The organism is Acinetobacter sp. TSRC1-2 (assembly GCF_049895885.1).
Classification (GTDB): Bacteria; Pseudomonadota; Gammaproteobacteria; order Pseudomonadales; family Moraxellaceae; genus Acinetobacter.
This window is the reverse complement of record NZ_JAFCTF010000004.1, coordinates 40,958-64,328: the sequence shown is the minus strand read 5'-3', so window position 1 is coordinate 64,328 and position 23,371 is coordinate 40,958. Positions and strand designations below refer to the sequence as shown.

General features: G+C 38.8%; 16 protein-coding genes and 1 pseudogene. 12 read left to right on the top strand and 5 right to left on the bottom strand.

The window, feature by feature from the left end:
* Positions 1–295 precede the first annotated feature (295 nt).
* The 9 genes from ACP69Y_RS06025 (at position 296) to pgaD (ending at position 14,523) form a co-directional block, all read left to right on the top strand.
* Positions 296–3,136, top strand: coding sequence for a 2-oxoglutarate dehydrogenase E1 component (locus ACP69Y_RS06025; protein WP_425917037.1), 2,841 nt, complete (start codon positions 296–298; stop codon positions 3,134–3,136).
* Positions 3,136–4,353 (top strand): 2-oxoglutarate dehydrogenase complex dihydrolipoyllysine-residue succinyltransferase, encoded by a 1,218-nt coding sequence (gene odhB / locus ACP69Y_RS06020; protein ID WP_425917035.1) that lies wholly within the window; start codon positions 3,136–3,138, stop codon positions 4,351–4,353. Before ACP69Y_RS06025 ends, odhB begins: the two co-directional genes overlap by 1 nt.
* Before the next feature lie 60 nt (positions 4,354–4,413).
* Positions 4,414–5,847, top strand: coding sequence for a dihydrolipoyl dehydrogenase (lpdA, locus tag ACP69Y_RS06015; RefSeq protein WP_425917033.1), 1,434 nt, complete (start codon positions 4,414–4,416; stop codon positions 5,845–5,847).
* A 174-nt stretch (positions 5,848–6,021) separates the two neighbouring features.
* Positions 6,022–7,188, top strand: coding sequence for an ADP-forming succinate--CoA ligase subunit beta (sucC, locus tag ACP69Y_RS06010; RefSeq protein WP_425917031.1), 1,167 nt, complete (start codon positions 6,022–6,024; stop codon positions 7,186–7,188).
* Positions 7,189–7,201: 13 nt separating this feature from the next.
* Positions 7,202–8,092 carry a succinate--CoA ligase subunit alpha gene (gene sucD, locus ACP69Y_RS06005; RefSeq protein ID WP_425917029.1) on the top strand — a complete coding sequence of 297 codons (891 nt, stop codon included), beginning with the start codon at positions 7,202–7,204 and terminating at the stop codon, positions 8,090–8,092.
* Between the two features lie 348 nt (positions 8,093–8,440).
* Positions 8,441–10,918, top strand: a complete 2,478-nt coding sequence (pgaA, locus tag ACP69Y_RS06000; protein ID WP_425917027.1) for a poly-beta-1,6 N-acetyl-D-glucosamine export porin PgaA — start codon at positions 8,441–8,443, stop codon at positions 10,916–10,918.
* 68 nt (positions 10,919–10,986) lie between these two features.
* Positions 10,987–12,756 carry a poly-beta-1,6-N-acetyl-D-glucosamine N-deacetylase PgaB gene (pgaB, locus tag ACP69Y_RS05995; RefSeq protein WP_425917276.1) on the top strand — a complete coding sequence of 590 codons (1,770 nt, stop codon included), beginning with the start codon at positions 10,987–10,989 and terminating at the stop codon, positions 12,754–12,756.
* The gene (pgaC, locus tag ACP69Y_RS05990; protein ID WP_425917026.1) at positions 12,756–14,024 is read left to right on the top strand and encodes a poly-beta-1,6-N-acetyl-D-glucosamine synthase; all 1,269 of its coding nucleotides are present in this window, start codon (positions 12,756–12,758) and stop codon (positions 14,022–14,024) included. The genes pgaB (ACP69Y_RS05995) and pgaC overlap by 1 nt, the downstream gene beginning before the upstream one ends.
* A complete protein-coding gene (gene pgaD, locus ACP69Y_RS05985) occupies positions 14,017–14,523 on the top strand; it encodes a poly-beta-1,6-N-acetyl-D-glucosamine biosynthesis protein PgaD (RefSeq protein WP_425917024.1) in 507 nt (168 codons plus the stop codon). Before pgaC ends, pgaD begins: the two co-directional genes overlap by 8 nt.
* Here pgaD and pgaB (ACP69Y_RS05980) read toward each other — a convergent pair.
* From pgaB (ACP69Y_RS05980) to ACP69Y_RS05965, 4 genes and pseudogenes are all read right to left on the bottom strand, one after another.
* Entirely contained in the window at positions 14,489–15,715 is a 1,227-nt protein-coding gene (gene pgaB / locus ACP69Y_RS05980; protein ID WP_425917022.1) for a poly-beta-1,6-N-acetyl-D-glucosamine N-deacetylase PgaB, read from the bottom strand. The two genes, pgaD and pgaB (ACP69Y_RS05980), sit on opposite strands and share 35 nt — an antisense overlap.
* A 107-nt stretch (positions 15,716–15,822) precedes the next feature.
* Positions 15,823–16,653 (bottom strand): VOC family protein, encoded by an 831-nt coding sequence (locus ACP69Y_RS05975; protein WP_425917020.1) that lies wholly within the window; start codon positions 16,651–16,653, stop codon positions 15,823–15,825.
* Positions 16,654–17,025: 372 nt separating this feature from the next.
* Positions 17,026–17,154: pseudogene (locus ACP69Y_RS05970) on the bottom strand (flotillin domain-containing protein); the annotation flags it as partial.
* Between the two features lie 639 nt (positions 17,155–17,793).
* Positions 17,794–18,336, bottom strand: a complete 543-nt coding sequence (locus ACP69Y_RS05965) for a hypothetical protein (RefSeq protein WP_425917019.1) — start codon at positions 18,334–18,336, stop codon at positions 17,794–17,796.
* Positions 18,337–18,679: 343 nt separating this feature from the next.
* On the opposite strand from ACP69Y_RS05965, the gene cysD reads away from it, so the two are divergent.
* Together cysD and cysN are read left to right on the top strand one after the other, a co-directional pair.
* Positions 18,680–19,588 carry a sulfate adenylyltransferase subunit CysD gene (gene cysD, locus ACP69Y_RS05960; RefSeq protein ID WP_171459113.1) on the top strand — a complete coding sequence of 303 codons (909 nt, stop codon included), beginning with the start codon at positions 18,680–18,682 and terminating at the stop codon, positions 19,586–19,588.
* Between the two features lie 160 nt (positions 19,589–19,748).
* Entirely contained in the window at positions 19,749–21,365 is a 1,617-nt protein-coding gene (cysN, locus tag ACP69Y_RS05955) for a sulfate adenylyltransferase subunit CysN (RefSeq protein ID WP_425917017.1), read from the top strand.
* Between the two features lie 57 nt (positions 21,366–21,422).
* Here cysN and ACP69Y_RS05950 read toward each other — a convergent pair whose 3' ends face one another.
* On the bottom strand, positions 21,423–22,706 hold the full coding sequence (locus tag ACP69Y_RS05950) for a coiled-coil domain-containing protein (protein WP_425917015.1): 1,284 nt from the start codon (positions 22,704–22,706) through the stop codon (positions 21,423–21,425).
* Positions 22,707–22,822: 116 nt separating this feature from the next.
* On the opposite strand from ACP69Y_RS05950, the gene ACP69Y_RS05945 reads away from it, so the two are divergent.
* Positions 22,823–23,332: a PadR family transcriptional regulator gene (locus ACP69Y_RS05945; RefSeq protein WP_425917013.1), complete on the top strand. Its 510-nt coding sequence runs from the start codon at positions 22,823–22,825 to the stop codon at positions 23,330–23,332.
* The last annotated feature ends 39 nt before the right edge of the window (positions 23,333–23,371 follow it).

Sequence of the window (23,371 nt, the reverse complement as noted above, 5' to 3'; positions counted from 1 at the left end):
TAAGGGTTATAAATAGAGATTAATCGTTTTAGAAAAAATAAGTCGCGTAGTTATTTTTTCTAAGTCGATTTGCAAAAAAATTGCTCGGTTTCGGTCGAGTATTTAAATGAGTGATGATGCCAATGAGGGCGTTATGATTCATTATTCACATTAGGTTATTCCTGATGTAGTGATAACGCCTCATGGCTTATGCCTGATGGGGACTAATGTCATGTTACCAATTTGACATTATTAATCATGGGTTCGCTTAAAAAGCATCCTGAAAATGTTTTTGCAATAGGAAATGGGTCCACAAATGCAAGAAGTTGCTGACGCACTGCGTCTTGACACTGAACTAAGCGCTGACAGTGCAGCGTATATTGAAGAACTTTATGAACATTATTTGACGTCACCAGACTCAGTTGGGGCTGATTGGCGCGAATATTTCGATAAATTCCCTAAAGGTGATCAACCACATAGCAATGTACGTGAGCAATTCCTTTTATTAGGTCGCAATTCAAGCCGCGTACAGCCTGTTGTTCAAAGTTCTGTAAGTTCTGAGCATGAACGTCGTCAAATTGGCGTTTTACAATTGATCGCTGCTTATCGTAATCGTGGTCATCAAAAAGCAAAATTGGATCCATTAGGTCTGGCAAAACGTGAAGATGTGCCTGATCTTGATCTTGCTACGCACGGTTTGACTAAATCTGATTTCGATACAGTATTTAACACAGGTAACCTTGCACTCGGTAAAGCAGAAGCTACGCTTGGTGAAATGGTTGAAGCAATGGAAGCCGTTTATTGCGGTTCTGTTGGTACTGAGTACATGCACATTGTTGACACTAAAGAGAAACGTTGGATTCAACAACGTCTTGAAGGTGCGAAAGGTCAATTTAACTTTACTGCAGAACAGAAAAAACATTTCCTTGAGCGTTTAACTGCAGCTGAAGGTCTGGAAAAATTTCTAGGTAATAAATACGTTGGCGCTAAACGTTTCGGTGTTGAAGGCGGTGAATCATTCATCCCGATGGTCAACGAAATTATTCAGCGTGCAGGCTCTGTTGGTTGTAAAGAAGTTGTGATTGGCATGCCACACCGTGGTCGTCTTAACCTTCTTGTCAACATTATGGGTAAAAACCCGGCAGATCTTTTTGGTGAATTTGAAGGTAAATCAATTCATAAAAAAGGTTCGGGTGACGTTAAATATCACCAGGGTTTCTCCTCTAACGTCATGACAGCAGGTGGCGAAGTTCACTTGGCATTGGCGTTTAACCCTTCACACCTGGAAATCGTGGGACCTGTAGTTGAAGGTTCGGTACGTGCTCGTCAAGTGCGCCGTCGCGACATCGGTGGTGATGATGTATTGCCAATTATTGTACATGGTGATGCAGCATTTGCAGGTCAAGGTGTAAACCAAGAAACCTTCCAAATGTCACAAACTCGTGGTTATACCGTGGGTGGTACAGTTCATATTGTGGTGAATAACCAAGTGGGCTTTACAACCTCCGATCCACGTGATGCACGTTCTACAGAATACTGTACCGATATCGCAAAAATGATTCAGGCACCAGTATTCCACGTGAATGGCGATGATCCTGAAGCTGTGATTTTCGTGACTCAATTGGCGCATGACTTCCGTCATACATTCCGTAAAGACGTTGTGATTGACATGTTCTGCTACCGTCGTCGTGGTCATAACGAAGCGGATGAGCCAGCAGCAACACAGCCAATGATGTATCAAGTGATCAACAAGAAAGTGACTACACGTGCACTTTATGCCGATCAACTGGTTAAAGAAGGTGTACTTGATCGTGCCGCTGCTGATCAAATGGTTGAAAACTACCGTTCAGATCTTGAAGCCGGTAAGCACGTTGCCAATGCTTTAGTACTTGAACCAAATACGAAAATGTTTGTGGATTGGGCCCCTTATTTAGGTCACGAATACACAGATGTTTGGGATACCACTTTCCCAATCGAACGCTTAAAAGAACTTGGCACTAAAATGCGCGAGCTTCCTGAAGGCTTCGTGATGCAACGTCAAGTTGCGAAAGTGATTGATGAACGCTTAAAAATGCAGACCGGTGAAATGCCATTGAACTGGGGTGCAGCTGAAACTTTAGCCTATGCAACCTTGCTTGATGAAACCTACATGGTTCGTATTACGGGTGAAGACGTTGGCCGTGGTACCTTCTCACATCGTCATGCGAAACTGCATAACCAGGTGGATGGTTCAACTTATATTCCGCTTTGTCATATCAAAGAGAACCAGCCGCGTACTGCAATTTATGATTCACTCTTGTCTGAGATGGCCGTACTTGCATTTGAATATGGCTATGCAACTACAATTCCACACGGTTTAATTATTTGGGAAGCGCAGTTTGGTGACTTCGCGAACTGTGCACAGGTAGTGATTGACCAGTTTATTGCTTCAGGCGAAACCAAATGGGAACGCGTATGTGGTTTAACCATGTTGCTTCCACACGGTTATGAAGGTCAGGGTCCGGAGCATTCATCTGCACGTTTAGAGCGTTTCTTGCAGTTATGTGCTGAAGACAACATGCAAGTGATTACACCAACGACCCCTGCACAGATTTTCCATGCTTTACGTCGTCAAGCGATTCGTCCAATCCGTAAGCCATTGATCGTGACTTCACCGAAGTCATTGCTTCGTCACAAACTTGCAACGTCTACTTTGGAAGAGCTTGCAACTGGTACATTCCAGACGGTGATTGATGAAGTAGATCAAATCAACCACGCTGACGTGACTCGTTTAGTCCTGTGTGGCGGTAAGGTTTACTATGACTTACTTGAAAAACGTCGTGCAGAAAATCTAAATAACACTGCAATTGTTCGTATCGAACAATTGTATCCATACCCAGAACAACGTATTGCTGAAGTACTTGCTTCTTATCCAAACCTAAAAGAAGTGGTTTGGACTCAAGAAGAGCCGAAAAACCAAGGTGCTTGGCTATTCATCGCACCGCGTCTCTATGACGATGTGATGAAATCTGCTAAACAAGTTCGTATCAGTTACGCAGGCCGTCCAGCTTCTGCTGCGCCAGCTTGTGGTTCACCATATTTGCATGCAAAACAACAAGCTCAGCTAGTAAATGACGCATTAGCGATCGTAGCTGAACAATCAGGAGATTCTAAATAATGGCAACCGAAATTAAAGCACCGGTATTCCCAGAGTCAGTTGCAGACGGTACGATCGCAACCTGGCACAAACAACCAGGTGAAGCTGTATCACGTGATGAAGTGATCTGCGATATTGAAACTGATAAAGTTGTTTTAGAAGTTGTTGCTCCTGCTGACGGTACTATCGCAACCATCATTAAAGGTGAAGGCGAAACTGTTCTTTCTAACGAAGTGATTGCTCAGTTTGAAGAAGGTGCTGTGTCTGGCGCTGCTCAAACTCAGGCAGTTCAATCTGAAGGACAAGTTGAACAGGCTGCATCACAAACTGAAGCGGGTGCTGCACCTGTTGTTGAACGTGCTCAACCGGTTGCTGACCAAGCGCCTGCAGTACGTAAAGCGTTAACTGAAACTGGTATTGCTGCTGGTGATGTTACCGGTACTGGTCGCGGTGGCCGTATCACTAAAGAAGATGTTGCAAGTCATCAAGCTAAACCAGCGGCTCCTGCTGCTGCACCATTAAGCGTTGCTATTGGTGAGCGTATCGAAAAACGTGTTCCAATGACTCGTTTACGTAAACGTGTTGCTGAACGTCTTCTTGCTGCAACGCAAAGCACTGCAATGTTGACGACGTTTAACGAAGTGAACATGAAACCAATCATGGAAATGCGTGCTCAATATAAAGATGCATTCGAGAAACGTCATGGTGCACGTCTTGGCTTTATGTCATTCTTTGTTAAAGCAGCAACTGAAGCACTTAAACGCTACCCAGCGGTAAATGCTTCAATTGATGGCGACGATATCGTGTATCACGGTTACTACGACATCGGTGTTGCAGTTTCATCTGAACGTGGTCTAGTGGTTCCTGTACTTCGTGATACAGACCGCATGAACTATGCTGAAGTTGAAAACGGTATTCGTGCTTACGCAGGTAAGGCGCGTGATGGTAAATTAGGCATTGAAGACATGACTGGTGGTACGTTCACTATTACTAATGGTGGTACTTTCGGTTCATTGTTATCGACTCCTATCTTGAATACGCCACAAACTGCAATCTTGGGTATGCATAAAATCCAAGAACGTCCAATGGCTGTAAATGGTCAAGTAGAAATTTTACCAATGATGTACTTGGCGCTTTCTTATGACCACCGTTTAATCGATGGTAAAGAAGCTGTAGGTTTCCTTGTGGCAATTAAAGAATTGTTAGAAGAGCCAGCTCGTCTTATCCTTGATCTTTAATTCTAAAGAATAAATCCATGGGCTTAGGGCGATCCTCTAAGCCCATTTTTGGAGATAAAAATGTCTCAACAGTTTGACTTAGTAGTAATTGGCGGTGGACCAGGTGGTTATGAAGCAGCAATTCGTGCGGCTCAACTTGGTTTCAAAGTTGCATGTATCGAAAAGCGTATTCATAAAGGCAAACCATCTTTGGGTGGTACTTGTTTAAACGTGGGTTGTATCCCGTCTAAAGCTTTGCTTGATTCTTCACATCGCTATGAAGATACCGTTCAGCATTTAGATGACCATGGTATTACTACCGGTGAAGTTAAATTTGATCTTTCTAAAATGCTGGCTCGTAAAGACAAGGTTGTAGATCAATTAACTGGCGGTATTGATCAATTGCTTAAAGGTAATGGCATCGAGTGGTTAAAAGGTACGGGTAAACTGCTTGCGGGTAAAAAAGTAGAATTTGTTTCTCACGAAGGTGAAACTCAAGTTTTAGAGCCTAAATACGTGATTCTTGCGACGGGTTCTGTACCAATTAACATTCCTTCAGCTCCTGTAGATCAAGACTTAATCGTTGATTCTACTGGCGCGCTTGAATTCCAAGAAGTACCTAAGCGTTTAGGTGTGATTGGTGCTGGTGTTATCGGCCTTGAGCTGGGTTCAGTATGGCGTCGTTTGGGTGCGGAAGTTGTTGTATTTGAAGCAATGGATGCGTTCTTGCCAATGGCTGATAAAGCTCTGGCAAAAGACTTCCAAAAACTGTTGACGAAGCAAGGTATGGATATCCGTATCGGTGCGAAAGTTGCGGGTACTGAAATCAACGGTCGCGAAGTGACTGTTCAATATAACCAAGCTGGTGAAGACAAAACTGAAACTTTCGACAAGTTGATCGTTTGTGTAGGTCGCCGTGCATATGCTGAAGGTTTATTGGCTAATGATTCAGGCATTAAATTGACTGAACGTGGTTTGGTTGAAGTTAACGATTGGTGTGCAACTTCTGTTGAAGGTGTATATGCAATTGGTGACTTGGTACGTGGTCCAATGCTTGCACATAAAGCAATGGAAGAAGGCGTGATGGCAGTTGAACGTATTCACGGTCATGCTGCTCAAGTGAACTATGACACGATCATTTCTGTCATCTACACACATCCAGAAGCGGCGTGGGTAGGTTTAACAGAACAGCAAGCGACTGAAAAAGGTCACGAAGTTAAAACGGGTCAATTCGGTTTTGCTGTGAACGGTCGAGCACTCGCTGCTGGTGAGGGTGCTGGTTTCGTTAAGTTTGTTGCTGATGCAAAAACAGACCGTTTATTGGGTATGCACGTGATTGGACCTGCTGCGTCTGACATCGTTCACCAAGGTATGATCGCGCTTGAGTTTGTATCTTCAATTGAAGATCTACAGTTGATGACTTTCGGTCACCCAACATTCTCTGAAGTAGTTCATGAAGCTGCACTGGCAGTGGATGGTCGAGCGATTCACGCGATTCAGCGTAAGCGTAAATAAGATGAGTAAAAGAGCGACTTAGGTCGCTCTTTTTACATTTGATGGTTGTTTTTATTGGAATAATCATCTAAAAATAAAGATAAGAAAGATTTTAAAAAATGCCAATCCTGCTTTGATGGATGTCTGGGTATTGGTGGGTCATAACAAAGCAAAGAAGTAATAAAAGGTTATTCGATGAATTTACATGAGTATCAAGCAAAAGCGTTATTAAAAAAATATGGTATGCCTGTTCAAGAGGGTGTACTTGCAACCAATGCGGCAGAAGCTGTAGCAGCATTTGAGCAACTCGGTGGTAAGTTTGCCGTGATGAAAGCTCAAGTCCATGCTGGAGGACGCGGTAAAGCGGGCGGGGTTAAAGTCGTAAAATCCAGTGATGAAGCTGCTGAATATGCAAATGGCATTATTGGTACACGACTGGTAACTTATCAAACCGATGCCAATGGTCAGCCGGTAAATAGTGTTCTGGTCTGTGAAGATGTTTATCCGGTTGAGCGTGAATTGTATCTTGGTGCAGTGGTCGATCGTTCTAGCCGTCGTGTCACTTTTATGGCATCTACAGAAGGGGGGGTCGAAATTGAAAAAGTCGCAGAAGAAACCCCAGAAAAAATTATTAAAGTTGAAGTTGATCCTCTAGTTGGGCTTTTACCTTTTCAAGCACGTGAAGTTGCATTCGCCCTTAATTTAAAAGATGGACAAATCAACCAATTTGTCAAAATTATGACGGCTGCGTATCAAGCTTTTATTGAAAATGATTTTGCCCTGTTTGAAATTAATCCACTTTCAGTTCGAGAAAATGGCGATATCTTGTGTGTTGATGCCAAGGTGGGGATCGATTCAAATGCACTATATCGCTTACCTGAAATCGCAGCAATGCGCGATAAGTCTCAGGAAAATGAGCGTGAATTGAAAGCTTCCGAATTTGATCTGAACTATGTTGCCCTTGAAGGTAATATTGGTTGCATGGTCAATGGTGCTGGCCTTGCTATGGCTACCATGGACATCATCAAACTATATGGTGGCCAACCTGCAAACTTCCTTGATGTTGGTGGTGGTGCAACCAAAGACCGTGTGATTGAAGCATTTAAAATTATCCTTTCAGATTCATCTGTGCAAGGTGTGTTGATCAATATCTTCGGGGGTATTGTGCGTTGTGACATGATTGCAGAAGCAATTATTGCAGCAGTTCAGGAAGTACATGTCACTGTACCTGTAGTTGTGCGCTTGGAAGGCAACAATTCAGAGTTAGGGGCAAAATTACTTGATGAATCAAATTTTAAATTAATTTCTGCGAATGGTTTGGCGGATGCCGCAGAAAAAATTGTTGCTGCAGTGAAAGCGTAAGGGAGTATCAATCATGAGCGTATTAGTTAATAAAGACACCAAAGTATTGGTACAAGGCTTCACAGGTAAAAATGGTACATTTCACTCAGAACAAGCGCTTGCTTATGGCACTAAAGTGGTGGGTGGGGTAACTCCAGGTAAAGGCGGACAAGCGCATTTAAACCTTCCTGTATTTAACAGCATGAATGAAGCAGTAAAAGAAACGAATGCCGATGCTTCTGTAATTTATGTACCAGCACCTTTTGTTTTAGATTCAATTATAGAAGCTGTAGATTCAGGTATTGGTTTAATTGTAGTGATCACAGAAGGCGTACCCACTTTAGATATGTTAAAAGCCAAACGTTATCTTGAAACCTATGGTAATAACGCACGTCTAATTGGGCCGAACTGTCCAGGCATCATTACACCAGGTGAATGTAAAATTGGCATTATGCCGGGACATATTCATCAGCCAGGTAAAATTGGCATCATCTCGCGTTCCGGAACCTTGACTTATGAAGCTGTGGCGCAAACCACGAAGCTGGGTTTAGGCCAGTCAACTTGTATTGGTATTGGGGGAGACCCAATTCCGGGCATGAACCAAATTGACTGCTTGAAACTGTTTCAAGAAGATCCGCAAACTGAAGCCATTATTATGATCGGTGAAATTGGTGGTACGGCAGAAGAAGAAGCTGCTGAATATATTCAGTCTAATGTAACCAAGCCAGTCGTGGGTTATATCGCAGGTGTAACTGCTCCTAAAGGTAAACGTATGGGACATGCAGGTGCGATTATTTCTGGTGGCAAGGGTACCGCAGAAGAAAAATTTGCTGCCTTTGAAAAAGCGGGTATGGCGTATACTCGTAGTCCAGCAGAATTGGGTTCGACTATGCTTCAAGCATTAAAAGACAAAAGCTTGGCTTAATTTTTTGAAAAATAAAATAGCTCTCATTTGAGGGCTTTTTTATTGGAGTATATTCATTAAAATTAAGGCAAATAAATAATTACAATTTGAGATGAAACTTTTAGATATTTAAATATTCTATTTTAAAAATTGTTAAACGGATACAAACTGTACTATCAACTATAAAGAAATGCACTGATAGAAAAAATATATAGAAATATTTTTCACGATTACTATAAAGTGATATGTGTCATATTAATAGATAAAAACACAAAATGAAACACAAAAACAGGTTGATATGATTAGGTTTGAGGGTATTGTTTATTGGATTGCAACAATTAATAACAATGAATGATGAATATTTTAAATATGAATAAAATTAATTCTAAATTAAATATACTTACACTCTCTTGTGGCACTTTACTGTTTTCTACATTCCTGCATGCAGAATTATTGTATAGAGACACGGTGGATCCGCAACGTGAAGCAACGGTGAGTTTGATTAAGCAGGGGCAGGTGGATGCAGGTTTAAAAAAATTCAGGCAATTATTGGTGCTTCAACCTAACAATCAGAAGCTGATTGCTGACTTTGTGGTAATGGCATATGAAAATCAAAAATTTACTGAAAAAGATATTAAATATCTTTCTAATATACAGAATAAACAATTTCCAGGATATGCAAAAGTAAATGTTATTAAAGCCTTGCGTGATTTAAAAGAATTTGAATTAGCAGAACAATGGGCAAAAAAATTCGCTGAAACTGATCAAAATCAAATATGGACTGTGTGGATAGGAGTATTACAGGCAGAAGCGGGTAAAGAAGTTGAAGCAAAAAAAACCCTTTCTCAGATTGATATTAATTATGTGGAAGCAGATTATTTAGCACAGCTCGCTTACACATATCGAATTCTAAATATGCCAGTTGAAGAATTAAAAGCAGCTAGCCTAGCCGTTGAAAAAAATCAAAATACGAGTTCGCAAGAACAGTATGCATTGGCACTGATGGTAAATGCTAATTATTCTAAAGCTGATCAGTATATTCAAAAGAATGAATTACTAACAAAAAATCCCCAACTTCGAACTTATATACAAATTAATGAATTTACCCAGCGCATTCAAAATGCAGTGGAGTATTACAAACTTTCAATGTATCGCGACCGGGGGAAAGTTGCTTATAAACAACTTGATCTCGTTATTGCTGATATGGAAAAGTTTGAAACTACTTTGCCGCCTGATCTAAATATTAAACGTAAATTTTATTATGAATATATTTATGTGTTAAATGAAAGAAATCGGTCTCAAAAAATCTTTGAACAAATTCCAAAAATTGGGTTGCCGATTGAGCAGATGCCTGCGTATGTGCGTCATTCGATCGCGGATGCATATTTAAAAACTCGACAACCTAAATTGGCTGAAGTGCAATATAAGAGTTTACTGAAAGAAAAAAATTATCCTAATTTTGATGTTTATTCCGGTATTTATTACTCTTTAATTGAACAAGAAAAATTTAAAGAAGCCAACCAATTACTCCTGGATATGGACAAATTATTACCTACTTTTCAATACAGTAATGCAAAAGGAGTGGATAAAGTGACTCATGATGACCGTACTGAATATTTAGGATTGGTCGGTCTCAATTATGCGTATCGTAATGAGGATGCTAAAGCAGAACAACATTTTGAAGAGTTGGTTGCAAAAGCGCCAAATAATGTGGTTTATCAAAATCATCTTGCACTCATTCAACGATGGCGTGAAAAACCACAGCATTCAGAATGGACATTGGCACAATGGGACGGCGTTGAACCAGTTGATCCAGGTGTTCGAGTTAATCATTTACAGAACATGCAAGCATTAGGGGATATTCAACAATGGCGTATGTTAAATGCTTATCTCATGCAAAATTTGCCAGAAGATACCGCAGTCATAAAAAGTAAAAAAGAGCTTGATGATAGAAATCATGCATCTATTCAACATCAGAGTACTTTTTCAGAGAGTGAATCTGATAATTCAGCCTTGCTCAATCGTTTAAAGGGAAGCCAAGAACATGAAAACTTAACACGCATTAATAGTCCTTGGTTTTATGACAACTATCGTACTTATATCGATCATCGTATTCGTTCTGCTGATTATTCAGAAGGTAAAATTGATGATCAACGTTTAGGGTTGGGGCTTGAATGGGCATCTCGTCGTAAAGCTGCAAATATTCTCTTTTCTCAAAGCATTGATGATCAAGATGATCGTTTTGGTGTGCAACTGGATTGGTCACAATGGTTGAATGACCATTGGCAGTATATGTTGGGGTTTAATAGTCAGGCCAATATTCCATTACAAGCCATTAAAAATGGTAATGAAGGTCAGTCTTATAGCGTTGCTATTAATTGGCAGGAAAATGAATCTCGTGAAGCGGGAGTGACATATCAAATAACTGATATTGATGATGGGAATATCCGCCAGGAAATTTCCCCTTACTTTAAACAGCAGATTTTTCAGTCCCCTCATCATATCACTAGTCTGACTTTAGGCGGGTATTACGGTCAAAACGATAAAGTTCAAGTTGACTATTTCAATCCTGAAGAAAGTTATAGTGCTGAACTGACTTTACAGCATGATTGGATGACTTGGCGCAGTTATGATCAAAATTTTAAACAACATTTTCAAGCAACTATCGGAACTTTTGGGCAAGATGGATTTTCCTCAAAACCGATTTATAACGTGTTATATCGACATGACTGGAAAATTTATCGAACATGGAGTCTGAACTATGGCATTGGATGGGGAACACATCCTTATGACGGGGAAGATGAAAAGAGAACATATGGGGTTGTTGGTTTTGAGGGGCGTTTTTAATGAAGCAAATAACAAAACAAATATTTGGATTAATGCTGACAGGTGTTTTGGCAATTCCTAACGTGAGTATGGCTCAAAATCAAACTAGGTCTGCAATCGAAATCCCAGATAACCTGTTTGTTACGCTTACTTTTCATGATGTGCGAGATGATGTTGCTCGCACAGGAGATAGAGATGTTTATGCAATCAGTACTAAAAATTTAGCGCAATATTTTGCATGGCTTAAGCGAGAGGGCTGGAATCCAATTCGCTTAGAAGATATATGGCAAGCTCGTCAAAAGAAAAAAAGGTTACCTCCTAAATCGGTGTTATTAACCTTTGATGATGGTGCATTAAGTAGTTATACCCGGGTCTTCCCTTTATTGAAGCAATATGATCTTCCAGCGGTATTTGCAATTCCAACCAGTTGGATTAATGGCAATACAAAAGATGCCTATGTTGCCTATGGTGAAAATAATTTGATGAACTGGGATCAAATGCGTGAAATGCAAGACTCAGGCTTAGTTGAGTTTGCTTCACACTCTGACAATATGCATAAAGGTATTCTTGCCAATCCGCAAAAAAATATGCAGCCTGCGGCAATAACCCGCGAATATCTACCCAAAGTTAAAAAATACGAGTCTGATCAAGCTTATCAAAAACGAGTCATTGCAGATTTAAAAGAATCTAAAAAAAATTTAGACTTTCAATTGGGTATCAATACTTTAGCAGTTTTTTGGCCCTACGGTGCAGTGACGAAAGAAAGTGAACAACTTGCTGTAAAAGCAGGATTACCAATGTCTTTTAGCTTGGGTAGCATGTCTACGCTTGCAGATACAGGTAAAACATATCAACGTGCTCTTGTGATGAATAATCCAACGCCTGAAACACTTCACGCGGAGATGGTGGATTTTCTAACTTTTGTACGTGCGCCTTACAAGCAACGTAGTAGTTTCATCCGTTTCGATTTAACTGAAATGGTTAGTCCGAATAATCAAATTTTTGATCAAAAACTAGGACAATTTTTAGATCAAGTCAATGCATTAAAAACCAATATGATTTTATTAAAAACTGTAGCTGATGAAAATGACGATGGAAAAATAGATGTTGCTTATTTCCCAACTCGACAGTTAAGTATGCGTCAAGATCTGCTTAACCGTACAGTTTGGCAGGCACGTACGCGTATTGGTAATACTGTATATGCAGAACTGCCAATTAGTTTAGAGACAAAACAAGGTTTAAATCTTGCGGAGCTGACAGCTGATTTGGTTAAAAATAATACACATCTTGAAGGCTTGATGATAGAAATCGGAGATGAGTTTTCATGTGCTATACAAAATAAAACTTGGGATGATGACTGTAGCCAGAAAATGAATAAAGTTTTTCAAATTAAAGAAAGAACTAAAGAAAGGGCAAAGTATTACGCAAACATTAGTAGTAATTATCAAACTGCTCTCAAAATGAGTTTAAAGGATAAACATATTGATGGTTTAAAACCTTTAATTGAGCATAGTTTAGCTTATAGTGATTTCCTTTACATTGAATTTGATCCAGTACGTCATCCTGAAATATTTAAGGCTATACAAAAGCAATTACAACAATTGAATGATCGTCAAATACAACGTTTAATTTTTAGTTTTACGATCAATCCAAATGCCACAAAACGTGAATGGAAGCAATATCAGTATGATTATCAAACCTTAAAAAATCTATCAGTACAAAAAATTGGTATTAATAATTATCAAGTAAAAGAAGGACAGAAGATTCAAGAGAATCTTTATAGAGAGTTAAGCACTAATAGTAGTCCATTAACTTATCGGAATCCTTATGAGCGCGACTTGGCTAAGGGGGCGAAATAATGGAATGGTTTGATCAACTTCGAGTCAGTGATTTTTATTTTGGTTTTGCTTTTTTCTACCCATTATTTATGGCTTGGATTTGGATTGCAGGCGGCATTTGGTTTTATCTAAAGCATGAACGTAAACAACCCGCAATACCACCAGCTAGTGAGCATGCCTGCAGTATTATTATTCCTTGTTTTAATGAAGAAGCACAGATAAGAGATACCATTAAATTTGCGATGCAAACCCAGTATCCAAATTTTGAAGTGATTGCGGTAAATGATGGGAGTCGAGATAAAACGGCTGAAATTTTAAATGAGCTTTTACTGCAATATCCAAAACTTAGAGTGGTTCATTTGGCTGAAAACCAAGGTAAAGCCTATGCGCTTCGTGCAGGTGCGATGGTCAGTCAAAATGAATATCTGGTTTGTATTGATGGTGATGCCTTATTACACCCGCATGCTGTGTTATGGATGATGCACCATTTAACGAATTATCCTCGTGTCGGAGCGGTGACGGGTAATCCACGTATTGTCAATCGTTCTAGCATCCTCGGTAAAATTCAGGTCGGTGAATTTTCATCTATTATTGGCTTGATTAAACGTGCACAACGAACCTATGGACGTATTTTTACCGTATCAGGTGCAATTGCAGGTTTTCGTAAAACTGCTTTAGACCGCATTGGTTATTGGCGTGATGACATGATCACAGAGGATATTGATGTGTCTTGGCGTTTGCAGTTCGATCATTGGGATCTGCAGTATGTACCCAAAGCATTATGTTACATCTATATGCCAGAAACATTGAATGGATTATGGAAACAACGTTTACGTTGGGCTCAGGGTGGAATTGAAGTCCTGTTTGCTTATTCCTCAAGTCTACTAAAATGGAACCTACGTCGCATGTGGCCGATTGCACTGGAATCAATTGTCAGTGTGGTTTGGGCATACGTGATGTCCGGTATTATTGCCTTATATTTATATGGTCTGTTTTTCTCTTTACCAGGAGAGTGGGCAATTCAATCTCTCTTTCCTCAATGGTATGGGGTTATTCTAGGAATGACTTGTCTTGTTCAATTCTTTGTCAGTCTATGTATTGATAAACCTTACGATAAAGATCGAATCTTCAGGAACTATTTTTGGGTCATTTGGTATCCTTTGTTCTTCTGGATTCTCACCATGCTGACCACGGTCGTTGCATTACCTAAAACAATTTTCAAAACTCAAAAACGTGCGCGATGGGTTAGCCCAGACCGTGGATTTAGAGGAGAGACGGAAAATGACTAATGTAAATAAATATTATCTTATTGAAGATGAGTCAAAGTTAGAACTTCCTGAATATATAGATCGACCCGAATATGTACGAAATAAGAGCATCGGTTACAGTTTACAAATCGTGGGGTGGTTCATTTTTATGTGGCTGTTTATGCCAGTGATAACGATATTCTTCTGGTGGCTTGAAGGTAAAACTATTTATCAGCAAATGGTGATACAAGCTGAACCCAATAGCCAGCTGAGTCTAATGAATATCATCGCCATGATTACCATCTTTATTTGTGGACTACTACTTTGGGCAACTTATAATTGGGTTCGTTTTCATGGAGAAGACCGTCGTAGAGCTCCATTAGCCATAGATGAAAAACAGTTAGCCAGTAGTTTTAAAGTCAATACAGTTGATATCCTAAATATGCAACTGGCTAAAAATTTAACTCTTTATTATGATGAACAAGGAAAACTAGAGTTTTTCGAGATCAATCATCAGTTAAAAAAGCGGATTTCAGCCTAGAAGGTTGGGGGTGTTCATTGACAAAGTCATCGGGGTAATAACCAATATGTTTTACCCCATGTTTCTCTAATAACTGTATAGTCTCAATAATTTCTTGTGTTGAAAGTTTCTGATTATTTTTCCAATTTACAGCTTGCAGTTCAAAAATAGTACGATCCAATTCAGGATCGTATTTTTTTGACTGGGTGATTAAGTCTAAATAGAATTGCTGATGATCATCTGCTCCTTCCATATAGGGCATCGCCATGATCGCATTGTAGTCATAGTATTTATATGTGCTGGGCATCGACTGGCTAAACCAGTTCTCACTTACCGGATTCAATACCACGGGTGCATACATATTCCGTGCAGTAAGGATATTTGGTTGCTGTTGTTTAAGTATCTTGCTAATACCTTCAGCAAATTGGTCAAGATATGCTGTTTTGTGTTGAGCTAATGGTGCTTTTTTTGGAGAATTGTGGAGTTTTGATACCTGCTCTGAATTAAACCCCCACGATTGATACATCTTTCGGGCAGGAGCAGAAATATCTTCATAATCACTCAGGGTAATATCATCATGATAGAGCACACCATCCACTGAATTAGACTTCATAAAATCTAAATAAATTTCAGAAACGTATTTCAGATTTTGTTGGTCAAATGGAGAAACCCGAATATAACCTTGCTTTCCACCATCACTATGTGAAACATATGGAATGTGGTAGCTTTTTGGAAATTCCCAAGCCATTAAAGGCAGCCACGCATATATATGTTTTACCTGAGTTTTGCTACGAATTTGCTTCACAACGAGCGGAAACAGATTTTCTCTTAATGGAATATGACGGTTTTTAAAGTAAACCTGATCTACCGAGCCATTCGCATCTGGATCAGCAAAAGCTTGTAAAAAAACGGTATTTGGTTGAATCTGTTGAATCCGTTCTATTAAAGTCCGCATATTCTCCTGTTGCTGTTTTTTGTCTTTGTCATATATGTAATCAATATCGATATGCATAATGCGCATCTGATCAATTTTAGTGGTTCTCTTTGCTAAGGAAATAGGTTTTTTGACAGTATTCTGCTGAACAATATCATCTATGGGGTGACGTTTAATTTGAGTTAAATCTGCAGAGTTTACAGTGGAAGGCAGACAGCCTAAACTTAAATAAAGGCAGTGGGTAAAACGATTTTTATATATTTGTTTAAAATTGATCATTTTGTTTATACTCGCGTTTAGTTAATTTTTGCTCGATAAATCATTGTTTTTTGAAAAAATCATAAATCATTTGTGGTTTTTTTCTGTGAAATTTTATTTTTTAATTTTTATTGCGCTTGAATTAAATCATCAATTACAAGTTTTTTCATTTTGAATATGGCGTCTAGGGCATGGGGATTATTGTTTAAAATCTCCCCTAAATTTTTCGGGACAATTTGCCAGCTGACACCAAATTGGTCTTTACACCAGCTACACCAGTCTTCAGTGCCGTGTAAGGTAATTCCATTCCAGTAATAGTCAATTTCAGCCTGGTTTTCACATTCAATGACTAAGGAAACCCCCTCACTAAATTCAAAGTCTTGTTTAATACCACTGTCCATTGCCATAAGGGTAAAGTCATTTGCAATGACTTGAGCATGTTTCACTTGTCCGGCAAATTCACCCTCGGTATATTTTAAGATGCCTTGAGTCCGAAAGCTCTCGAATAAACTTTGATAGAAATTTAAAGCTGCTAGGCACTGTCCTTGATATGCACCGCAATACATCAAGGTGGGAACAATTTTTTGCTGATTGACCTCTGATAGTTTACCTAAATAGAGTTGCCAGCTAAAGCCATGGTGGTCTTGTAGCCAGCCGTAATAATCACTCCATGGATATTGATTTAATTCCATTAGGGTAGAACCACCATCAATCAAGCGCTTCCAAAATTTATCAATTTCAGAACGACTTTCGCAAATCACCATAAAAGAAATAGAAGGATTGGTTGTAAAAGAGGGACCACCATTAATACCAACAAATGGGATACCTGAAAATTGTGCTTTTACCGCAGTGTCCAGTTCTTGAGTAATTTGGCTATTTGGGAAAATGGAGCAATACCATTCCAACGCAGCTTTTGCATTTTCTTTAAACCGCAAGGCGGGGTAAATAGAGTGAGTCATTATTATGCTCTATATATGCAATATCAGCAGATAATGTAACTTTCTACAGGTATAACTCAAGTAAGTTTATGCAGAATAATTGTATAAAATTTATTCGATTCAAAATAAAAAAATGCAGCCAATTTGACTGCATTTTTTAAATTTTTATTTAGATGAAGTCACTTGAGCCTTTGCGTTAAGTCATGAATATCACCTGCTTGAATACCCAGTTGATTCATCCGGCTATCAATGAGCGAGGGTTAGAGTGTGATAACGTAAATCCCTGTTCATTACTTAATCAGATAGGGGATTTGCCCATGATCCAAATAGCCTTTACCTGGTGCATTGATGTCGTATATCTATACTAAGTTATTGATTTAAATCTGATTAATATCATTATATTTTCCATTAGCTTAATGCTTTTACGGATAATTTCGTGTAAATATTTTAATAATGCTAAACGAATCTGTATTTCTACCTTTCAGTAGACAAGATGTTATTCGTTTCATTAACCACACGGCTGAATAATTCAACCGGTTAAACTATAAATGGTTAAGAAAATAATCAGCGAGACAAAAAGTGGCACACACCCAAATATAACCAGTCTAAAACTTGAATAAAAATAATCGGATCTGTATTGATGTCAATTTCAATATGTTGTGCAGTGCTTAAATCATCCGGAAAAATTGCTCCAACTACCCTTGAGAGCCACTATCCAGTAAAAGCAAAATTAGCTCTAAACTGCCTGATAGCAACATCAGGCAAATACAAACGCTGAAAATGAGGGTGAAAGGATGAGTAATAAGTTCCCCCATTATTGTTTACCTCTCTACATTTGTTCGTTTAAATTATTCAAGTTATTGTTTATTATCTAAAAATAATCTAAATTAAACAGAGTATTGAAGAAATAAATTTGTCTAAAAAATGAATTCATGTTGATATAAATGCGAATTCAGTTGTTGAGCAGACTTATTATTTTATGAAGGAGTATTTTTAGTAAGGTTTATAGAGGATGATTTAAATTCCTCCTCCCGTAAAAGAGTAGAAATGCATAAAGGCCTAGAAGATGCTGATCATCCACACTTTGATTAAATTGGCTAAATGCAGGAGATCTCAAAATAATCAGATCTTGATTTAAGCCGCGCCTAATTCAGATAAAGCTTAATGCAAACAGGTTTGAATACGAACTTTCATGTCCAAGGCCTGTTGCGTAATAAAGTTATTCATCCAGTGCACTGGTTGTCCCATCGGATTAGTTTTAACCGCGGTATTTAGGAAATTTAATTCAGGTTGATTGAATAATTGGCTTTCAATCGCTTCTTCAAGTTGCGCACTATTGGCTGCAAGTGGAAGACTGACCAAATAGAACGCTTTGGGGTAGTTATAAAAAGCATACAGCAAGTTAAATGCTTTTTGATCGGCCTTAAGATTACCCGCACCAATTTCATAGCTACGGTCTTGGTTGCTATAGGTAACACCCATCAAAAAATCGAAATAATTATCCGAAAGTCTTAGTCCAAATTGCAGCCCAATCTGGTCAGCACTGAGTTCATGTTGCACAAAATTATTCAGGATTGAACCATCATCATTCAAAGGTTCTTGCAAGATCAGAAAATGCTCATTGTGTTGATAGATATGACCAGCAAGCTGTGCCTGTTCCAGGCTAGATTTAATGGATTCAAGAGTACAGTCTAACGTAGGCATAATTCAAAACAACATAGGAGATGGGAGAGAATTTGGCTACTCTATGCAATTTTCAGCACGAATAACATAGATGTTTTAGAGGAATAACCAATCAGATAAGATTTTGTAAATTTTAATGTTGGCTTGTGGTAACAGCCCTATCTGAATAAAAGAATAGATCATCATTTAAGTGAATCATTAATAAAAACTTATACTCATTATTAGATAAGCTTTATATGACAATTTTGCATATCAATATAATAAAACAAGCAATAGTTGTGATAACTAAATCTTTATAATGAATATATATATTTTTAAAAGTGTAATAAGTACACGTTGATCTGAGCTGGTGTTGTCAATGTCCATAAATGAGGAAAGACTTACTCATCTTAAACAGCTAGAAGCTGAGAGTATTCACATTATCCGTGAAGTGGCTGCCGAATTTGAAAATCCGGTCATGTTGTATTCTATTGGTAAAGATTCTGCCGTCATGCTGCATCTTGCTTTAAAAGCCTTCTATCCTGCAAAACTCCCATTCCCGCTATTGCATGTCGATACGGGCTGGAAGTTCAAAGATATGATCACATTCCGTGACAACATGGCGAAAACCCATGGTTTCGATTTGATCGTACATCAAAATAAAGAAGGGAAAGACGCTGGGATCAACCCGTTTGATCATGGTAGTTCTAAATATACCGACATCATGAAAACCCAGGGCTTAAAACAGGCTTTGGATAAATACAAGTTCGATGCTGCTTTTGGTGGCGCGCGCCGTGATGAAGAAAAATCACGTGCTAAAGAGCGTGTATATTCGTTCCGTGATACGAAGCACCGTTGGGATCCTAAGAATCAGCGTCCTGAACTTTGGAATCTTTACAACGGTAAAGTGAACAAAGGTGAAAGTATTCGTGTGTTCCCGTTATCAAACTGGACTGAGCTTGATATCTGGCAATACATTTACTTGGAAAGCATTCCATTAGTACCACTTTATTTGGCTGCAGAACGTCCTGTAGTTGAACGCAGTGGCACACTGATTATGGTTGATGATGAACGTATGCCTCTTAAAGAGGGCGAAGTTCCACAAATGAAATCGGTACGTTTCCGTACATTAGGTTGTTACCCATTAACGGGTGCGGTTGAATCAACTGCCAACACCTTGCCGGAAATTATCCAGGAAATGCTTTTGGCCACCAGTTCTGAACGTCAAGGTCGTATGATTGACCATGATGAAGCAGGCTCGATGGAAAAGAAAAAGCAAGAAGGTTATTTCTAAGAATCCCTTTATAAATTTCCCTTGCGCAGCAGTGCTGCTCACCTCTTTATAAAAGAGGGGCAAATAAAAAAGGGCAGTCCTCCATTGTTTATGGAGGACTTAGGTGGATTCAAAGAGATTTAAAACAACCGATTTCTAAAGAATATGTGGAGTTTGAGCAATGTCTCATCAATCAGAACTCATTAGCCAGGATATCTTGGGCTATTTAAAACAACATGAAAATAAAGATTTATTGCGTTTCTTGACTTGCGGTAACGTGGATGATGGTAAATCGACTTTAATCGGTCGTTTGCTTTATGATTCAAAATTGATTTATGAAGATCAATTGCAAGCGGTAACCCGTGACTCTAAAAAAGTCGGCACCACAGGCGATGCGCCTGACTTAGCGCTTCTTGTAGATGGTTTGCAAGCTGAACGTGAACAGGGTATTACCATTGATGTGGCATATCGTTATTTCTCTACAGAAAAACGCAAGTTCATCATTGCTGATACTCCGGGGCATGAGCAATACACACGTAATATGGCTACAGGTGCATCTACTTGTGACCTCGCGATCATTTTGATTGATGCGCGTTATGGTGTGCAAACTCAAACTCGTCGTCATACTTATATTGCAAGCTTGCTCGGTATTAAGAACATTATTGTTGCGATTAACAAAATGGACTTGGTTGAATTCTCTGAAGCGCGCTTCAATGAAATTCAAGCCGACTATGCCAACTTCGTGAGCCAATTGGGCGACCGTAAGCCAAGCAACATCATCTTTACGCCTATTTCTGCATTGAATGGCGATAACGTGGTGAACAAGTCTGAAAATACGCCGTGGTACACTGGCGAAACCTTAATGGGTACGCTTGAGTCTGTTGAAATTAACCGTGATACCGCGAAACGTGATTTCCGTTTCCCTGTGCAGTATGTAAACCGTCCTAACCTCGACTTCCGTGGTTTCGCAGGTACGATTGCGCTTGGTGAAATTAACGTGGGCGATAAAATTGTTGCTTTACCATCGGGCAAATCTTCAACGATTAAAGAGATCGTCACTTTTGATGGCAACCTTGAACATGCATTTGCAGGTCAAGCAGTGACATTGACGCTAAACGATGAAATTGACGTATCACGCGGTAATATGTTGATCCGTGCAGATCAGGGGATTCCTGCAATTTCGCGTTCGGTTAAAGCGACTGTGGTATGGATGGCGGATCAACCGCTTGTGCTGGGCAAGTTGTATAACATTAAAATTGGTACGCAAACTGTTCCTGCCAAAGTGACTGGCATTAACTTCCGTACCAATGTGAATACACTTGAGCAAATGCAAGTGGATCACCTTGAGCTGAATGCAATTGCCAATGTCACTATTGAATTTGATGCACCAGTAGTATTTGACCGTTATCAGGACAGCCGTTATACCGGTTCATTTATCTTCATTGATCGTTTGAACAACGTAACGATTGGTGCCGGTATGGTAGAAGAGTCTGTTGAATGGTCGGCTCATACCAATCCGGTAACAGCGGAAGACCGTGCAGCACGTTTGGGTCAAAAACCTGCGTCAATTACTGTGTCTGCAAAAGCATTGGAAAATGCCCAAGCGATTGAAAACCTGTTGCTTCAACAAGGCATTGTAGCGATTGCGAAAGCTGACCTTGATGCGGCTCAAGTGGCACTTCTTCGTGAAACAGGGATTGCGGTCATTACTACTGTTGCAGAAGCGACAGATGTAACTTTCACGCAAGAGTCTGTTGAAGAATTGGCTGAGAAAATTGTGGAATTGGTTCGTTTATAATACTGAGCTGATTTGAAAGAAGACCCGCTGAAAGGCGGGTTTTCTTTTTAAGAAAACTTAGGTTTCTTGCTTTTCCTTTTTTATATTGGGGATCATTTTTTCAAAAAAAGAATCAGATTTTGCGGTTTCCATTCCATCAGCTGGATTCTTTCTAAATGCTTCTAAATTCAGATCTAATAATTTGGTTTTAAGATAGATTGTCTCATCAGTTTCGGCATTGAGTGTGATAATTTCAGATTTATACTTTTCAAAGGAGCGTGCTAGAGCCTCTTTGTGGCCATATTCCTGCTCTAATTTTGAATATTTATTCAAATTAATATTAGCTACAGTTGCAATCCAAATTAAAGGAACATTTAATATTACTCTGACTATGATTGATGTGATTGTAATTTGATCTAATTTATCAAATTCAATAGTTAAAAAATTGAATAGGGCAAGCAAGAATAAAGAGATTCCAAATACCCACAAATTATTCTTTTTACTTTCCCTAGCTTGATTAACCTTGTCAAAAAAACCACCTGCTAGGCCAGCACTACTTGCTTGATTGATTGTCTTTAAAGCTTGTTCTTCAATACTACTTAAATTAGTTAATCGTGTATCTAGCTCATTTTCTAATGAGTGATTTTTCTCATCACCAAAAATTTTTACATAAAATTTATCTAAGCTAGCTTTTTGCTTATTAAACATTGTTGAGTAGGATGAAAGTGCTTGTCCATCCTTATCAGTTTTATCTAAGAAGATATAATCATAGTATTTTTCAATTTCTTGATATTTTTTCTTTATTGCTTGTTCACGTGAAGTTTCCAATCCTTCTATTACGACTTCGTTATTAAAGAGATAGGAATATAGTTCTTTAGTTTTTGTCGATAGTTTATCAAGCTTTTGACTATAACTAAGTTCCTCGCCTTCAGTTGCTTCAAAGTAAGATTGGTAATGTTCTTTGAGTTTATCTGCTCTATTATATAGATTAGCTAAGTTATCCGAGTCTAATAGTTCTTTTAAAGTCTGTAAGGTCGTAAATCCATCTTCATATTTGTATTCAATCATATCTTTTAAAGAAGAAATTTCTAGTTTTAGTTGTAATAATTCATCTAGTTCTGACTGAAGCTGATTCTTTAAGGCTTTAGCATCTTGGATATCTGCTTGAAGTTGCTCTATCTCACCCTTAATCATTTTTGATGCAGCAGTACGTCCATCAGTTATATGCTCAAGATTATCAGCTAATGTGTATTTAGCCGAAAGCTTTCCATGTAACGCGCTAAGTTGTCTGAGAGCTTCTTCTACCTCTTTTCGCTCCCCATCTGTCATACCTGAAGAAAGCATATCTCTGATTTTCCCCATAAAAATAACTCAAAATAGTAATTATGGTTAAATACTACACTTTTTAAAATGGGTTTGATATTTATTTTATTTAAATATAAGATATATCTTAATTGATCTTAAGATATATCTTTGCTATGCCAAAATCAGACCTGATTGCAGACATCGAAAGCATACCTCTACCACGTAAACGTCTGTTTGAAGCAGGACAGATGAAGCTATTGGTGCTACATTTTATTGCGCAATCTCCCAAGTATAGCTACGACATTATTAAAGACGTGGCATCACTGGTCGGTGGCAACTATAAGCCGAGTACAGGCACCATCTGTCCGACCATTAACTATCTTGAAGAACATCAATATACTCAAGCTGAACTGAGTGCCGATGATCGTAAGCAATACAGTATTACGCCTACAGGTCTTCAACATCTCGAAGAGAATCAAGAAACAGTAAAAAAAATTCTCGACCGCTTTAGCACACGCAAGCAAATCCAGAATGACGAACACTATGTGGACATTAAACGTGCAATGGAAAATCTAAAAATATCCTTGCGCCTGAAAATACAGCATTGTGAGCTTACGCCTGAACAAGTCCAAGAAATTGCAGAAAAAATTGATCAGGCCGCTGTAAACATCGCTCGAATGTAATCACCGACATTTAAAAAGACTCAAAACATCTATAAAAGC

What these genes read in the sequence shown, in the direction of transcription:
- ACP69Y_RS06025 (WP_425917037.1), top strand. Translation starts at nt 296, where the DNA reads ATGCAAGAAGTTGCTGACGCACTGCGTCTTGACACTGAACTAAGCGCT.
- odhB (WP_425917035.1), top strand. Translation starts at nt 3,136, where the DNA reads ATGGCAACCGAAATTAAAGCACCGGTATTCCCAGAGTCAGTTGCAGAC.
- lpdA (WP_425917033.1), top strand. Translation starts at nt 4,414, where the DNA reads ATGTCTCAACAGTTTGACTTAGTAGTAATTGGCGGTGGACCAGGTGGT.
- sucC (WP_425917031.1), top strand. Translation starts at nt 6,022, where the DNA reads ATGAATTTACATGAGTATCAAGCAAAAGCGTTATTAAAAAAATATGGT.
- sucD (WP_425917029.1), top strand. Translation starts at nt 7,202, where the DNA reads ATGAGCGTATTAGTTAATAAAGACACCAAAGTATTGGTACAAGGCTTC.
- pgaA (WP_425917027.1), top strand. Translation starts at nt 8,441, where the DNA reads ATGAATAAAATTAATTCTAAATTAAATATACTTACACTCTCTTGTGGC.
- pgaB (WP_425917276.1), top strand. Translation starts at nt 10,987, where the DNA reads ATGGCTCAAAATCAAACTAGGTCTGCAATCGAAATCCCAGATAACCTG.
- pgaC (WP_425917026.1), top strand. Translation starts at nt 12,756, where the DNA reads ATGGAATGGTTTGATCAACTTCGAGTCAGTGATTTTTATTTTGGTTTT.
- pgaD (WP_425917024.1), top strand. Translation starts at nt 14,017, where the DNA reads ATGACTAATGTAAATAAATATTATCTTATTGAAGATGAGTCAAAGTTA.
- pgaB (WP_425917022.1), bottom strand. Translation starts at nt 15,715, where the DNA reads ATGATCAATTTTAAACAAATATATAAAAATCGTTTTACCCACTGCCTT.
- ACP69Y_RS05975 (WP_425917020.1), bottom strand. Translation starts at nt 16,653, where the DNA reads ATGACTCACTCTATTTACCCCGCCTTGCGGTTTAAAGAAAATGCAAAA.
- ACP69Y_RS05965 (WP_425917019.1), bottom strand. Translation starts at nt 18,336, where the DNA reads ATGCCTACGTTAGACTGTACTCTTGAATCCATTAAATCTAGCCTGGAA.
- cysN (WP_425917017.1), top strand. Translation starts at nt 19,749, where the DNA reads ATGTCTCATCAATCAGAACTCATTAGCCAGGATATCTTGGGCTATTTA.
- ACP69Y_RS05950 (WP_425917015.1), bottom strand. Translation starts at nt 22,706, where the DNA reads ATGGGGAAAATCAGAGATATGCTTTCTTCAGGTATGACAGATGGGGAG.
- ACP69Y_RS05945 (WP_425917013.1), top strand. Translation starts at nt 22,823, where the DNA reads ATGCCAAAATCAGACCTGATTGCAGACATCGAAAGCATACCTCTACCA.